Origin of the sequence: Massilia sp. DWR3-1-1 (genome assembly GCF_049898325.1) — a bacterium.
GTDB lineage: Bacteria > Pseudomonadota > Gammaproteobacteria > Burkholderiales > Burkholderiaceae_D > JAFCUW01.
Map to the genome: position 1 here is coordinate 89222 of NZ_JAFCXL010000015.1, position 14275 is coordinate 103496.

Genomic DNA, 14275 nt, shown 5'->3' on the forward strand with positions numbered 1-14275 from the left:
GACTTTTCATATTAATTCTGCCGCGTCCATAGTACCGTGGTCTGGCTGCCCAGGTTCGACTCGATCAGCGATTCGGCGTCGAGCGCGGCGCGGTCGAGGCGGATCCGGCTGCGCGCCAGAAAATAACTGCTTTTGACATCGACGGGGGCGTTGGCCATGAAGGTCATGCCCTGGTTGAGGACGGTAAAATTGGCCGGGCTGAGGGCGGGCACCTGCTTGCGTTTCTCGACAATCGCGCGCGCCTGGCTGACCGAGCAATTTTGCAGCAGGGCGCTGAGCACCTCGGCCGATGCCGTGTTCAGGTTGACCTGGGCGGTGGCGGGCAAGACGATGACGAACTCGCGCAGGCGGTCGACGGTGTCCTTGGTGATGCCGGAAATGGCCAGCAGGTCGTCCACCTGCACCAGCCCCATCGGCACGTTGCTGGCCACGCGCGCCGGCGGGACCGGTGCGGCCGGATTGGCGCTGGCCACCATCTGCGCAATTTTCACGGCCAGCGCGGGGTCCAGTTGCAGATTGCTCAGCAGGCGCTTGAAAATGGCCTCCTGGTCAGGATCGCGCACGCCGTTGGCCGCCAGCAGCGTCAGGTTGTAGCGGGCGGTGGCGTCGCTCATGCCACCCGATAAGGTGGCGTCGAATACCTCGTTTTGCACCCGCTCGCGTTCGATGTACTGGTCAAGCCGGGTTTCGGCCAGCGGCGTGGTCCACACCTGGTCCAGTGTGGTGATTTGGGCGGCCTGCCCCGTGCGGCTTTTGAGAATCAGGCTCGACAATTCCAGCGCGCCCCGCAGGATCCACTTCGTCTGCAGGTGCAAACGCTGGTTTTCCATCGAGCGCACCTGCACCTGCTGCTGCCAGAACAGGCTGGCGACGATGGTCACCGCCAGCGTGGTGAGCAGCAAGGCGGTGATCACGGCCACGCCCTGCTGGCGGGCCAGTTGCCGGCGCGCCATCAGGCACCTCCCAGCAGGAAGGTCTTGACCATGGGCGCGGCCAGGGTGCGCGTTTGCAGCACCACTTGCAAACCGTAGGTGACGCCGGGGGCGGGGATGCTGGGCGCCACCAGCGGCGCCTGGATCATTTGCCACGAGTTATTCGCCCAGTTCTGCACGCCGATGCCCGTCACCCCCGTCTGCAGCGCCACCGGGGCGGTGGTGTCGGCGTCGCTGGTGGCGGCCTTCCACATCACATCGAGTTCCGTCATGTTGCGCGTGGCGTTCGACTCGCGCCGCAGCAGCACCCCTTCGCGCACCCGGTACGACACCACTTGCAGGCGGGTGGGCTCGTTTTCCACCATCGACAGGCGCACCAGGGTCAGGCGGTCGTCGTCGAACAGCAGGTAGGGACGGCTGCCCAGCAGGGCGCCGTCGACGGGGATGTGCTCGCAGTCGCTCTGCATTTGCGCAAAAGCGAGCTGCATGCCGCGCGTGACTTCCATCTGCTCGGTGAGCGAGACGCGGGCGCGCACGATGCCGTCCAGGCCGCGCCAGCCCAGCACGGCGACCATCGCCAGGATGCTGATGGCAACGAGCAATTCGACCAGCGTGAAGCCGCGCGCCTTGACGGTGTTCATGGCGCCACCAGCTGCACCAGCTTGACGATGCGGCGCTCGGGATTTTTCAGGTCGTACACGCTCACTTCCACCCGGCGCAGCAGGGGATTCGGGCTGACCAGCACCTCTTCGTCGCAGACGAGTTGCAAATCGCCCTGCGGACAGTCGAAGCGCTGCTTGCCGACGGCGGGAAAGACGTGATTGAGGCGCACCTGCACCAGGCGGTTTTCCGCCGACCAGGTGGCCATCATGGCGCTGCGCAGGCCGGCGCTGTTGGCGGCCAGGCTGCCCACCGCGCGCAGCGACGCGCCCAGCGCGGTGCCGACGATCACCAGCGCCACCAGCACCTCGAGCAGGGTGAAGCCTGCCTGGGAAATTACTTGCGTACGCAAATTGTTAGGTGGCCGCGTCATCATTCCACCGTGAAGTGGCCGACGCCATCAGCGCGGATGGCCACGCGGGCGTTGCCGGCGACCAAGGTCAGCACGAAGGGCTTGTCGACGGGTTCGCGGCCGAAGGTGATGCGCAGGGGCGCGCCCGGCAGGGTGGTGGTGGGATCCATCAGCAAGGTCACGGGGCCGTCCTTGAATGCGCGCTGGCGTAACAGATCGTCGTCGACGATGGGGTCCCAGCGGGTGTCGTTGCGGACAATAAAGTGGTATTGCAGCTCGTCGGCCTCGAAGGCGACCAGGCGGTTGCGCACGATGGCTTCATCGCGCGCCAGTTGCAACAGCAGGGCCAGCCGGCTCGCTTCGCTTTGCAGGTGCTGCTGGGGGCTGGGGATCGCGTTGAGCGACACCAGGCCCAGGGTGATGCCGATGATCACCATCACCACCATCAGCTCCACCAGCGTGAAGCCGCGGGCGGCGCGGGGCGATGCAGAAAGCATGACAGGCACGGTGGCCTCCGCAGAATAAGGTCGTCTTCGGTGCGTCCGCGATAACGCTTAATTGTCCCAGGAACCGATGTCGGCATCTTCGCCGACGCCGCCGGGCTGGCCGTCGGCGCCCAGCGAAAACAGGTCGACTTCGCCATGTACGCCCGGCTGCATGTATTGGTAGGCATTGCCCCACGGGTCTTTGGGCAGCTTGTCGATGTAGCCGCCCGCTTTCCAGCCGTTGGCGGCAGGACCGGCGGTGGGCTTGGTCACCAGCGACACCAGGCCCTGCTCGGTGGTGGGATAGCGCTGGTTGTCGAGCTTGTACAGTTTGAGCGCTTGCATCAGGGTCGAGATATCGACCTTGGCGGCGGTGACGCGCGACTCGCCCGTGCGCCCCATCAGCTTGGGCACCACCAGGGCGCCGAGAATGCCGATGATGACCACCACCACCATGATTTCCACCAGGGTGAAACCGCGCGCACGGCGCAGCGAGGCGGGAGACTTGTTGCGAAAAGCAATTTGCATGATGTCTGTCGTCAGTTCCGAAAGGAGAGAAGTATAAGGGGGTTTGGATGCAGACGGCGCGTTCGCGGCGCTTTTACACTGGTAACGCATTGTAAGCGGCGAGATCGCGCAAAGGCGATGGCGAAGCGCTATCGTCTTGTGCTGGCGCTAACTACTTAGCTTGACTTTGTCCATCTACGCCGCACACGGCGCAGGCGCGATCGCGGGCGATGCCGATACTGGTCCACTCCATGTTACGCCCATCGAGCAGCAACAGGCGCCCGGCCAGCGGTGCGCCGATGCCGACGATCAGTTTCATCGCTTCGGCCGCCTGCATGGCGCCGATCACCCCCACCAGCGGGGAGAACACGCCCAGCGTGCTGCAGGCGGCGTCTTCGAAGCGGGCGTCCTCGGGGAACAGGCAGGCGTAACAGGGCGAGGCGGCGCTGCGGGGATCGAACACGGACAACTGGCCGTCGAAGCGGATCACGGCGCCCGCCACCAGCGGCACGCCGGCAGCGACGCAGGCGCGGTTGACGGCGTGGCGGGTGGCGAAGTTGTCGCTGCAGTCGAGCACGACCGTCGATGCCGCCACCAGTTCGGCCAGGCGCGCGCCCGCCACCCGCTCGGGCAGGGCGACGATGTCGAGGTCGGGATTGATCTGCAACAGCGCGGTCCGCGCCGAGGCCACCTTGGCCTGGCCCACCCGCTCGGTGGTGTGGAGGATCTGGCGCTGCAGATTGGTCAGGTCGACGCTGTCATCGTCGACCAGCACCAGCTGCCCCACGCCGCTGGCGGCCAGGTACAGGGCGGCCGGTGAGCCGAGACCACCGGCGCCGATGATCAGCACGCTGGCCGCGAGCAGGCGCTGCTGGCCCTCGATGCCGATCTCGTCGAGCAGGATGTGGCGCGAGTAGCGCAGCAGCTGGTGGTCGTTCACGCGCGTGCCGCCCTTACTTGACGGGCTTGCCCTTGAGGTCGGCCGGCTTGGGCGCTTCGTCGCCCTGCTTGCCGTCGAAGGTCGAGACGGGGGTGGGCAGCAGTTTTTGTGCATCGACCACTTCCACCGCGGGCGCCGGCGCCAGTTTCACGGGCAGGCCCTTGAAATGATTCAAGGCCTGCAGCAGTTGAAAATCATCCTTGCTGCCAAACTCGACCGGTTTGCGGTTTTTCAGGACCGCGGCGCGTTTTTCCAGTTCGGCCAGGTCGATCTTCGACTTGGCTTCGCCCTTGGCCTTGTCGCCCTCGCTGCCCAGGTGGCGTTCCAGGTCCGCTTCGTGTTCGCGCAGGGCGTTAAAACCGTCATCGTCGGCCGTTTCGTCGACCATCAGGTCGGGCATGATGCCGCGCGCCTGGATCGAACGGCCCTTGGGCGTGTAGTAGCGCGCCGTGGTCAGCTTGACGGCGGTGTCGGCGGTGAGCTGGCGCAGCGTTTGCACGGAGCCCTTGCCGAAGGTCTGGCTGCCCATGATGATGGCGCGCTGGTAGTCTTGCAGGGCGCCGGCGACGATCTCCGAGGCCGAGGCCGAGCCCGTATTGACCAGCACCACCATGGGCACGGTTTTCAGGCCGGCCGGCAGTTTGGCCAGCGGATCGACGCCGTTACGGCCCACGTAAAATTCGCGGCGGCCATAAAAGCGCTGGTTCGAATCGGGCAACTGGCCCTTGGTCGAGACGATTTCCTGCTCTTTCGGCAAGAACGCGGCCGACACCCCGATGGCGCCCGGCAGCAAGCCACCCGGGTCGTTGCGCAGGTCGAGGATGAGGCCCTTGATGTGCGGGTCCTGGGCGTACAGGGCGGTGGCCTTGGCCGCCAGCTCGTCGAGCGTCTGCTCCTGGAACTGGCTGATGCGCAGCCAGGCGTACCCGGGCTCGACGATTTTTCCCTTGACGCTCTTGACCTGGATTTCCTCGCGCACCAGGTCGATGGTGCGCGCCTTGTCCTCGCCCTTGCGGGCAATGGTGAGCAACACCCGGCTGCCGGGGGCGCCGCGCATTTTCTTGATCGCTTCGTCGAGCGTGAGCCCCTTGATGGCGACGCCGTCGATGCGGGTGATCAGGTCGCCCGACTTGATGCCGGCGCGCCAGGCGGGCGAATCTTCGATGGGCGAGACGATCTTGACGTAGCCGTCTTCGGTGGACACTTCGATGCCCAGGCCGACGAAGCGCCCCTGCATGCTCTCGCGCATTTCCTTGAACGCTTTTTTGTCCAGGTAGACGGAATGGGGATCGAGCGAGGCGACCATGCCGCCGATCGCTTCGGACAGCAGTTTCTTGTCGGTGACGGGCTCGACGTAATCGGACTTGATGAGGCCGTAGACATCGGCCAGCTGGCGCAATTCGTCCAGCGGCAGGGGCGAGCCGGCCGCCTTCTGGGCGACGGCGGGAAACTGGAACGACAGGGCCACGCCGGCGAGTACGCCGACGCAAATCAGGCCGGCAGTGCGTGCGCGCTCGCGCGTTTTGCTCTGCCCGGCGCAGGGTGCTTGATGGGTCATGCCTTGCCTTCGCGATATGCTTAAAATTTGATCCAGGACGCGGGGTCGAACGCCTGCCCCAGGTGCCTGAGTTCAAAGTATAGACCCGATTCTTCGCGCCCGCCCGTGTTACCGGCACTGGCAATGGTCTCGCCGGCCTTGACCACTTGTCCGGCCTGCTTGAGCAAGCTTTGGTTATTGCCGTAGATTGACAGGTACTGGCCGCCGTGATCGACGATGATCAGGTTGCCGAAGCCCCGCATCCAGTTGGCCCACACCACCCGGCCGCCGGCGACGGCGTGGACGTCGGCGCCCTCGCCGGCCTGGATGAACACGCCTTTCCAGGTGGCATCGCCCCGCTTGGCGCCGAAGCGGGCGGCCAGGCGCCCGGCCACGGGCGCGCGCAGCTGTCCTTTCAGGCTGGCAAAGGCGCCGTCGGGGGCGGCCGGGGCCAGCGCCACGTCGGCCGGCCGGGCGGCGGGCTCCGGCTTCGGCTCCGGCTTCGGCTCGGGCCGTTGCGCCACCCGTGGCGGCTCGTCGTTGTCGATGGGGTCGGGTTTGAAAGCGGGTTTACCGGGCGGCTTCGGCTTGCTCGCCTCGCGCGCGAGCCGCTCGCGCTCGGCCTTGCGGCGCGCTTCGGCCAGCAATCTCGCGTCCTCGGCCGCCTTGGCGCGGGCGGCCGCCAGCGCGGCCAGCCGGCGCTGCTCGGCGGCGGCCGCTTCGGCCTGCTGCTTGATCAGTTTCGACAGATTGTCCACCAGCGCGCTCATGCGTTGCTCGTCGCGCTGCAGGTTGCCCACTTCCTTGCGCTGTGCCGTCAACTGGCTCGACAGGGAACTGAGCAACTGCGCCCGCCGGCCCTTTTCTTTCTCCAGCTGGGCTTTCTTTTGCTGCTGTTCTTCGGCAATTTCCAGCAATTCGTCGCGCGCATTTTGCGCCGCCGCCTGGTTCGTCTCGACCGCCGCCAGGTTGCTGCGCAAGGAGTCGAGCAGTTTCGCCTGCGCCTGCGACAGGTAGGCCATCAATTGCAGGTCGCGGTTGATGCGGTTCGGGTTGTCGCCCGACAGCAGCAGCTTGATGCGGTCCTCGTTGCCGGCCACATAATGCTGGCGCAGCAGCTTGGCCAGTTGCTTTTTCTGGGCGTCGATGGTGAGCACGAGCCGTTCGCCGGCCGCAGCGAGCTCGCCGATCTTGACATTCGTCGCCTGCTGTTCGCCGCCCAGGTCGCGCAGCGCCCGGTTGGCGTCGGAAATCGCTTCTTCCGAGGCCGCCAGGGTGTCGGCGGCATTGTCCTTCTCGCTCTCGGTCTTGCTGATGTCTTTCTTGAGCGCCTGCAGCTTTTGCACGATGCCGGCGCGGTTCGCTTCGGCGACAGCTTTTTGCTTGCTGCGCTCGGTCGGTTTGGCGGGCGCCACGGCCGCGGCGGTGGCGCAACTGGCCACGAGCAGCAGCGCGGCCGCCGTCGCCAGCCGGTTGACAGAAAAGTGAAATGACAAAATGCTTACTTCGCCTTACCCTGGTTCGCCACGGCCGCGGTGGCGGCAGCGATGGCGGCCGCGTCACCCAGGTAGTAATGGCGAATCGGCTTGAGATCGGCATCGAGCTCGTAGACGAGCGGCTGGCCATTGGGAATGTTCAGACTGACGATGTCGGTGTCGCTGATGCCATCGAGCATTTTGATCAGGGCGCGCAGGCTGTTGCCGTGGGCGGAGATGAGGATCTGGCGGCCGGCGCGGATGGCCGGGGCGATCTCGTCCTCCCAGGCCGGCATGACGCGCGCCACGGTGTCTTTCAGGCACTCGGTCAGGGGGATCGCGGCCTTGTCCAGGCGCGCGTAGCGGGGATCGGCGAACGAGGTGCGCTCGTCGTCGGCGGCCAGCGGCGGCGGCGGCGTGTCGTAGCTGCGGCGCCACACCAGCACCTGCTCGTCGCCGTACTTGGCGGCCGTCTCGCCCTTGTCGAGCCCCTGCAGGGCGCCGTAGTGGCGCTCGTTGAGGCGCCAGTCATTGACCACGGGCAGCCACATCATGTCCATTTCGTCCATCGTCAACCACAGCGTGCGGATGGCGCGCTTGAGGACGGACGTGTAGGCCAGGTCAAAGGTAAAACCGGCGTCCTTGAGCACCTTGCCCGCGTTTTTTGCTTCCAGCACGCCCTTGGCCGTCAGGTCGACGTCGGTCCAGCCGGTAAAGCGGTTTTCCAGGTTCCAGGTCGATTCGCCGTGGCGCATGAATACGATTTTGTACATAGAGTCTTTAGTAAAAGGCAAGTGGATCGGGGGCGCGCGGCGACAAAAACAGCTTGGTCCGTTTCGCTTTCGCCTTCTATTTTATAATGCGCAGATTAAGTTAACCCACTGGATGCTTCGTGAAATTCATTCTTGACCATATTTTTACCATTGTCATCGTGCTGGCATCGGGCGGCTACCTGCTGTTTGCCGGGCTTGGACGGGGTGGCCGGCGCGCTTCGCCCCTCGAGGCGACCCAGCTCATTAACCGCGGCAAGACCACCATTGTCGACGTGCGCACCCCCGAAGAATTTGCCGCAGGGCATTTGCGCGACGCGAAAAACATTCCGCTGGCAGACTTGGGCACCCGCATTGGCGAGCTCGAGAAATCGAAAAGCCGTGCCATCATCGTCGTTTGCCAGTCCGGCGCCCGCGCCGACAAGGCAGTGCGCCAGCTGGCCGCGGCCGGTTTTGCCGACGTCGTCCGCCTCGACGGCGGCATCGCCGCCTGGCAGACCGCTGGTCTGCCAGTCGCCAAATAACATTTTGAGGAACTTACCATGAGCACCCAGGCCCACGTCGTCCTGTACCACACTGCCAGCTGCCCCTATTGCGTGCGCGCCGAGCGTTTGCTCGAAGCCAAGGGCGTCACCGCGATCGAACGCATCCGCGTCGATCTCGACCCGGAACAGCGTACCATCATGATGCAAAAAACGGGTCGCCGCACGGTGCCGCAAATTTACGTGGGCGACACCCACGTGGGCGGTTTCGACGACTTGTATGCGCTCGATCAGGCGGGCCGGCTTGAACCCTTGTTAAATGGGGTGACACCAGCCTGAATGCGCCATGGCGGCGCCGGCAGCGGTGGCGCTATTGTTCACAGGGTTGTTTTGATACAATTGCCGTCGCATTTGCGAACACGCATATACGGGACGGCGACCTGCCCTCCCCCTTATCTCTCAACGAAAGCGTTCCATGTCTGACGAAAATCTGCAACCCGTATTCCAAATCCAACGCGTCTACCTGAAAGACATGTCGCTGGAACAGCCGAATTCCCCTGGCATTTTCCTCGAGCAAGAAGCGCCGACCATCGAAGTGTCCCTCGACGTGGGCGCCGAAGCCATCGCCGACGGCATCTACGAGTCGACCGTGACGATCACCGTCACCGCCAAGGTTGGCGAAAAAGTCGCTTTCCTGGTCGAAGGCAAGCAAGCCGGTATCTTCGAAGCGCGCAACATCCCTGAAGACCAGCTCGACCCACTGCTGGGCATCGGTTGCCCGAACATCGTCTACCCTTACCTGCGTGGCAACATCGCCGACGTCATCACCCGTGCCGGCTTCCCGCCCGTGCACCTGGCTGAGATCAACTTCGAAGTGTTCTACCAGCAGCGTCGCGCCGCCCTGGCCGAGCAAGCGGCCTCGCCGGAAGCGCCTACGCTGAACTAAGTCAGCGCAGCCGTTTTTGCCCGAACGGGACAGGTCAACAGCCTGTCCCGTTTTCGTTTTCGCTTCTTTGCTGGACCAGCTTTTCCGGGATTGTCGATGCCACGTTCGCGTTTTGCTGTTTTAATTGCCCTGCTGCTGGCGCTGCCGGTGGCCGCTGCCGTCGACTTCAAGAGCATCGGCGCGGCGCCCGCCATTTTGTACGATGCGCCATCGACGCGCGGCGGCAAGCTCTACGTGGCGCCACGGGGCATGCCGGTCGAGGTGGTGCTCAGTTATGGCGCCTGGGTTAAATTGCGCGACATGAACGGCGACATGGCCTGGGCCGAGGCGAGCGCGCTCAGCCCGCGCCGCACGCTGGTGGTGCGCAGCGCCAACGCCAAGGTGCGCGCGGGCGCCGAGGACAACGCCGCCGTCGTCATGACGGCCGACCGCGGCGTGCTGCTCGAGCTGGTCGAGCCGGCGCCGGCGTCCATCTGGCTCAAAGTGCGGCACAAGGATGGCATGACGGGCTTCGTCAAAGCAACTGACGTCTGGGGAATCTGATGGCAAACATCACCGTATTAGGGGCGGGCGCCTGGGGCACCGCCGTCGCCATTTCGCTGGCAGCGCGCCACCAGGTGCTGCTGTGGGGCAGAGATGCGCAGGCGATGGCCGAGATGGCCGCCGCGCGCGAAAACCGCAGCTATCTGCCGGGCTGCCCCTTGCCCCCGGCCTTGCAGGTGACGGGCGACTTCGAGGCGGCACTGGCCCATCTCCAAGGGGACGCGACGCCGCTACTGATCGCCGCCTGCCCGGTGGCGGGCTTGCGCCCCCTGCTGACGCAACTGGCCGGCCGGCCCATTCCGAACGTGGTGTGGCTGTGCAAGGGCTTCGAATACGGCAGCGGCTTGCTGCCACACCAGGTGGTGGCCCAGGTGCTGGGCGACCGTGTGCCCGGCGCGGCCCTGTCCGGTCCCTCGTTCGCCCAGGAAGTGGCGAAAGGCTTGCCGTGCGCGCTGACGGCGGCCTCGGCCTCGAGCGAACTGCGCCAGCGCGTGGTGGCGCTGGTCCACGGCGGCACGATGCGCGTCTATTCGTGCGACGACCTGGTGGGCGTGGAAGTGGGCGGCGCCGTCAAGAACGTGCTGGCCATCGCCACCGGCGTGGCGGACGGCCTGGGCCTGGGCTTGAATGCCCGCGCCGCCCTCATTACCCGCGGACTGGCGGAAATCACCCGCCTGGGGCTGGCCCTGGGGGGCCAGGCCGGCACCTTCATGGGTCTGACGGGCATGGGCGACCTGATCCTCACCTGCACGGGCGACCTGTCGCGCAACCGCCGGGTCGGTCTTGAACTGGCGCGCGGCAAGAAACTCGAGCAGGTAGTCGCCGAACTGGGCCACGTGGCCGAGGGCGTGCCGTGTGCGCGCGCGGTGCGCGAGCTGGCCAGCAAGATGGGCGTGGACATGCCGATCACCCATGCGGTGGCCGGCGTGCTGTTCGATGGCGACGACCCCAGCGCCATGGTGGCAAAGCTGCTGGCGCGCGATCCGCGCGGAGAGCTGTGAACTAGGCTGCCGGCGTCGGGCCGGCGCCGCGCACGATCAGGATCGTCATCAGGGCCACCGCGTCCTGCACGGCGCGCACCGCGTGTGGCACGCCGCCGGCCAGGTACAGCATCTCGCCCGGCAGCAAATTGACCACCCGGTCGTGGGCCTCGACGTCGATTTCACCCTCCAGGCACTGCAAGGTCACTTCGCCGTCGACCTTGTGCAAGGGCATGGGCCGCTCTTTCGGCAAGACCAGCCGGATCAGTTCCATGTGCGGCGTCTTGGCCAGCGCGACCGAAGTAAAAAAGGCGATGTCGTCGTCGCCACGCGAGAGCGCGATCTTGTCGCCCGATGCGGCGTGTTGCAATGCCATGGTGTCCCCTTGGTTGAGATGAAAGTCGATACGCCGTTCAGGGCGCCGCGGTGTCCGCCGCCAGCTCGGGCACGCTGCGCAGCCAGCTCACCAGGGCGAACGCATCCTTGAAGCCAGCCACCAGTTGCGGCACCAGCCGGTCCGGATCGTTGAGCACCAGCGGCACCGTGGTCCACACGAAAAAACCCTTCATTTTGAGGTGCTCGATGTGGACGTGGGATGGATCGAAGCCTTTCGGCGGGCGCTGCAGGCTGTGCTCGACGTCGAAACCGCCGAAGGTCTGGCGCAGGGCTTTATTTTTCATCAATTTTGCAAACCCTGTCGCATCGTTGACCACGTGCTGGCGGATCGCTTTCAGGCGCTCCGGTGGCGGCAGGTACTCGCCGGCGCCGATGCCCAGCGTGCCGTCGCCCTCGATGTGAAAATAATAGGTGGGGCCGCCACCGGCGCTGGGCCGGCGCCGGTCGAGCGGCGTGATGCCGGCCGAAAAGCGGGTTTTATAGGGGCGCTTGTCGTGCGAAAAGCGGATGTCGCGGTTGATGCGAAACATCGCCTTCTTCGGATTGCACGCCACCACCTGCGGGTCGAATGCGCCCAGTTCGGCGATCAACTGGGTGACCACGGCCAGAAATTCTTCCCGCAAAATATCGTAGCGGGGCTTGTTCATGATGAACCAGGGACGGTTGTTATTGTCTTTGAGCTCGCTCAGGAACTGGGTCAGGTCGCGCAGATGCATGGGGTCCTATCGAGTCGATTCATGGAAGGGGAAGCGGGCGGCGCTCATTCGGCCTCGGCGCTGGGCTGGGGCCGCGGACGTTTGCCGACCAGCACCTCGAGCGTCGATGACTGATTCTTGCGGATCACCGTGAACGGGGTCTTCTGCCCCGGTGGCAGCGCGGAAATCAGGGTCAGCATCTGGTTGGTGTCGCCCACCGGCTGGCCTTGCACGGCCGAGAGAATATCGCCGGGACGGATGCCGGCGCGGTCGGCCGGGCCGCCACGTACCACGCCGGCAATGATGGCGCCGCTCTTGCGGGCCAGGCCGAAGCCTTCGGCCAGTTCGGGGGTGATGTCCTGGGTTTCGATGCCGATCCAGCCGCGCACCACCTGGCCATGCTTGATGATGGCGTCCATCACCGTCTTGGCGGTGCTGACGGGAATGGCAAAGCCGATCCCCACCGAGCCGCCCGATTGCGAATAGATGGCCGAATTGATGCCGATCAGGTTGCCGGCCGTATCGACCAGGGCGCCGCCCGAATTGCCAAAATTGATGGCGGCATCGGTCTGGATGAAATTTTCAAACTGGTTGATGTGCAAATTGTTGCGCCCCACCGCAGAGACGATGCCCATGGTAACTGTCTGGCCCACGCCGAACGGATTGCCGATGGCCAGCACGACGTCGCCCACCTTGGCCTGGTCGGAATTGCCCAGCACAATCACGGGCAAGCCCCGCTCCGCGATACGGATGACGGCCAGGTCCGTTTCCGGGTCCGTCCCCACCACCTTGGCGGGCAGCTTGCGGCCGTCGGCCAGCACCACCTCGATCTCATCGGCCGCTTCGACGACGTGATTGTTGGTCAGAATGTAGCCTTCCGGGCTGACGATCACGCCCGAACCGAGGCTGGCCTGCTGTTCGCTGCGGGGGGCGCGGTCGCCGAAAAAGCGGCGAAAGAAGGGGTCGCGCAACAGCGGGTGGTTTTGCGGCAGCGCCTTGCTGGTCAGAATATTGACCACGGCGGGCATGGCCCGTCCTGCCGCCTCGCGGTAACTGCCCGAACCGGCGCCGCCCCGGCCCTGCGCGGGCGCCTGCAGCACCGGCACGGCGCTCGACGGCGTCACCCCCTCCATGCGCGGCGACGACCGCTGCAACCACTCCGGCCGCATCGCCTGCAGCACCATGTACACGGCCAGCGCCACCGTGATGGCTTGGGCGAACAGCAGCCACAGTCGTTTCATGCAAGCTCCTTAGCGGCGCAGTGCGTCGCGGATTTCGCGCAGCAACAGCACGTCTTCGGGCGTGGCCACGGCGGCCGGCGCGGCCACGGGAACGGGCTTTTGCAGGCGGTTGATCATGCGGACCATCTGGAAAATGATGAACGCCAAAATAAGGAAATTCAGGGCCACGGTGAGGAAATTGCCGTAGGCGAGCACGGCGCCCCCTTTTTTCGCTTCGGCCAGCGCCAGCCCGTAGGCCTGGCCGTTGAGCGGCAGGTAATAATTGGCGAAATCGAGGCCGCCGAACAGCTTGCCGATGGGGGGCATGATGATGTCCTGCACCAGCGAATCGACAATTTTGCTGAAGGCGGCGCCGATGATCACGCCGACCGCCAGGTCGATCACATTGCCCTTCATGGCAAACTGCTTGAACTCGCCCATCATGCTCATACGACCTCCGGAAACAATTGTTAAAAGTGAGACATCATCATACCCCGAAGCTGGCGCAAACGACATCGCCGCCCGCCGTTGGCAGGGCTGGCGAGCGGGGCCGAACGTGTCGGGCGGCGAAGGGGCGCAGCGCATTTCGCTGCATCGCAGCACGCGCTTGGCGAATTTATGGTAAGAAGCTTGCAACTTTTTGTTTAATTCGCTAGACGCTTACCTTATAATTTAAGGTTGCTAGAAGTTCAGCACGGCTTCTGGAGATTTCGTGTTTTGACTAAACTTGGGGTTGGTTATGAGTAACGAAAAACAGGTCGATCCAGGTCGCCGAGGGCTGATGGTGGCCACGTGCGCAGCTGGTGGAGTTGTTGGTTTGGCCACGGCAGGTGCCCTGGTCAGTACGTTCCAGCCATCGGAGCGCGCCAAGGCGGCGGGCGCCCCGGTTGAAGTCGATATCTCCGATGTTGCCCCCGGCACCATGAAAGTGGTCGAATGGCGCGGCAAGCCCGTGTGGATCCTGCGCCGCACCCCCGAAATGATGGCCTCGCTGGCAAAGAACGACGACAAAGTCGCCGACCCCAAGTCCGATAAAATCTACCAGCTCGACATGCCGGCCTACGCCAAGAATGAAGAGCGCGCCCGTGCCGAGCACAAGGAAGTGCTGGTGGTGGTGGGCATCTGCTCCCACCTGGGCTGTTCGCCGTCGTCGCGCTTCGCCGCCGGCGCCCAGCCGAGCCTGCCGGACGACTGGACGGGCGGCTTCCTGTGCCCCTGCCATGGCTCGACCTTCGATTTGTCCGCCCGCGTGTTCAAAAACAAGCCGGCGCCGACCAATCTCGACGTGCCCCGCTACATGTACCTGTCCGATTCGCGGATCGTGATCGGCAAAGACGAGAAAGGCGAGGCATAAC

19 protein-coding genes are annotated in these 14275 nt (G+C 64.9%); 6 read left to right on the plus strand and 13 right to left on the minus strand.

The window, feature by feature from the left end; genetic code table 11:
* Positions 1-11: 11 nt before the first annotated feature.
* From gspK to gpmA, 9 genes are all read right to left on the minus strand, one after another.
* Complete coding sequence (gspK, locus tag ACP7EY_RS16520; protein ID WP_426195475.1) at positions 12-953, minus strand: type II secretion system minor pseudopilin GspK; 942 nt, start codon at positions 951-953, stop codon at positions 12-14.
* Positions 953-1573 carry a PulJ/GspJ family protein gene (locus ACP7EY_RS16525; protein WP_426195477.1) on the minus strand — a complete coding sequence of 207 codons (621 nt, stop codon included), beginning with the start codon at positions 1571-1573 and terminating at the stop codon, positions 953-955. The genes gspK and ACP7EY_RS16525 overlap by 1 nt, the downstream gene beginning before the upstream one ends.
* Positions 1570-1944, minus strand: coding sequence for a type II secretion system minor pseudopilin GspI (gene gspI, locus ACP7EY_RS16530; RefSeq protein WP_426195479.1), 375 nt, complete (start codon positions 1942-1944; stop codon positions 1570-1572). The genes ACP7EY_RS16525 and gspI overlap by 4 nt, the downstream gene beginning before the upstream one ends.
* A 20-nt stretch (positions 1945-1964) precedes the next feature.
* Positions 1965-2441 carry a type IV pilin protein gene (locus ACP7EY_RS16535; protein ID WP_426195480.1) on the minus strand — a complete coding sequence of 159 codons (477 nt, stop codon included), beginning with the start codon at positions 2439-2441 and terminating at the stop codon, positions 1965-1967.
* A gap of 57 nt (positions 2442-2498) precedes the next feature.
* Positions 2499-2957 (minus strand): type II secretion system major pseudopilin GspG, encoded by a 459-nt coding sequence (gene gspG, locus ACP7EY_RS16540; protein WP_426195482.1) that lies wholly within the window; start codon positions 2955-2957, stop codon positions 2499-2501.
* Between the two features lie 151 nt (positions 2958-3108).
* The gene (locus ACP7EY_RS16545) at positions 3109-3876 is read right to left on the minus strand and encodes a HesA/MoeB/ThiF family protein (protein WP_426195484.1); all 768 of its coding nucleotides are present in this window, start codon (positions 3874-3876) and stop codon (positions 3109-3111) included.
* A 13-nt stretch (positions 3877-3889) separates the two neighbouring features.
* Positions 3890-5434 carry a S41 family peptidase gene (locus tag ACP7EY_RS16550; protein ID WP_426195486.1) on the minus strand — a complete coding sequence of 515 codons (1545 nt, stop codon included), beginning with the start codon at positions 5432-5434 and terminating at the stop codon, positions 3890-3892.
* 20 nt (positions 5435-5454) lie between these two features.
* On the minus strand, positions 5455-6864 hold the full coding sequence (locus ACP7EY_RS16555; RefSeq protein WP_426195562.1) for a murein hydrolase activator EnvC family protein: 1410 nt from the start codon (positions 6862-6864) through the stop codon (positions 5455-5457).
* Positions 6865-6914: 50 nt separating this feature from the next.
* Complete coding sequence (gene gpmA, locus ACP7EY_RS16560) at positions 6915-7661, minus strand: 2,3-diphosphoglycerate-dependent phosphoglycerate mutase (protein WP_426195488.1); 747 nt, start codon at positions 7659-7661, stop codon at positions 6915-6917.
* A 119-nt stretch (positions 7662-7780) separates the two neighbouring features.
* Here gpmA and ACP7EY_RS16565 point away from each other — a divergent pair, with 119 nt between their 5' ends.
* The 5 genes from ACP7EY_RS16565 (at position 7781) to ACP7EY_RS16585 (ending at position 10630) form a co-directional block, all read left to right on the plus strand.
* The gene (locus ACP7EY_RS16565; protein WP_426195490.1) at positions 7781-8182 is read left to right on the plus strand and encodes a rhodanese-like domain-containing protein; all 402 of its coding nucleotides are present in this window, start codon (positions 7781-7783) and stop codon (positions 8180-8182) included.
* 18 nt (positions 8183-8200) lie between these two features.
* Entirely contained in the window at positions 8201-8479 is a 279-nt protein-coding gene (grxC, locus tag ACP7EY_RS16570) for a glutaredoxin 3 (protein ID WP_426195492.1), read from the plus strand.
* 136 nt (positions 8480-8615) lie between these two features.
* The gene (secB, locus tag ACP7EY_RS16575) at positions 8616-9086 is read left to right on the plus strand and encodes a protein-export chaperone SecB (RefSeq protein ID WP_426195494.1); all 471 of its coding nucleotides are present in this window, start codon (positions 8616-8618) and stop codon (positions 9084-9086) included.
* Between the two features lie 96 nt (positions 9087-9182).
* On the plus strand, positions 9183-9629 hold the full coding sequence (locus ACP7EY_RS16580) for an SH3 domain-containing protein (protein ID WP_426195496.1): 447 nt from the start codon (positions 9183-9185) through the stop codon (positions 9627-9629).
* Complete coding sequence (locus ACP7EY_RS16585) at positions 9629-10630, plus strand: NAD(P)H-dependent glycerol-3-phosphate dehydrogenase (protein ID WP_426195498.1); 1002 nt, start codon at positions 9629-9631, stop codon at positions 10628-10630. The genes ACP7EY_RS16580 and ACP7EY_RS16585 overlap by 1 nt, the downstream gene beginning before the upstream one ends.
* 1 nt (position 10631) lies before the next feature.
* Here the strand turns inward: ACP7EY_RS16585 and ACP7EY_RS16590 are convergent, their stop codons facing one another.
* Genes ACP7EY_RS16590 through mscL form a run of 4 tightly spaced genes read right to left on the minus strand, consistent with a single transcriptional unit; the run spans position 10632 to position 13370 of the window.
* Entirely contained in the window at positions 10632-10985 is a 354-nt protein-coding gene (locus tag ACP7EY_RS16590) for a cupin domain-containing protein (protein WP_426195500.1), read from the minus strand.
* A gap of 37 nt (positions 10986-11022) precedes the next feature.
* Complete coding sequence (locus ACP7EY_RS16595; protein WP_426195502.1) at positions 11023-11721, minus strand: DUF2461 domain-containing protein; 699 nt, start codon at positions 11719-11721, stop codon at positions 11023-11025.
* A 44-nt stretch (positions 11722-11765) separates the two neighbouring features.
* On the minus strand, positions 11766-12941 hold the full coding sequence (locus tag ACP7EY_RS16600) for a Do family serine endopeptidase (RefSeq protein WP_426195503.1): 1176 nt from the start codon (positions 12939-12941) through the stop codon (positions 11766-11768).
* 9 nt (positions 12942-12950) lie between these two features.
* Positions 12951-13370 (minus strand): large conductance mechanosensitive channel protein MscL, encoded by a 420-nt coding sequence (mscL, locus tag ACP7EY_RS16605; protein ID WP_426195505.1) that lies wholly within the window; start codon positions 13368-13370, stop codon positions 12951-12953.
* A 289-nt stretch (positions 13371-13659) separates the two neighbouring features.
* On the opposite strand from mscL, the gene petA reads away from it, so the two are divergent.
* On the plus strand, positions 13660-14274 hold the full coding sequence (gene petA / locus ACP7EY_RS16610) for a ubiquinol-cytochrome c reductase iron-sulfur subunit (protein ID WP_426195507.1): 615 nt from the start codon (positions 13660-13662) through the stop codon (positions 14272-14274).
* The last annotated feature ends 1 nt before the right edge of the window (position 14275 follow it).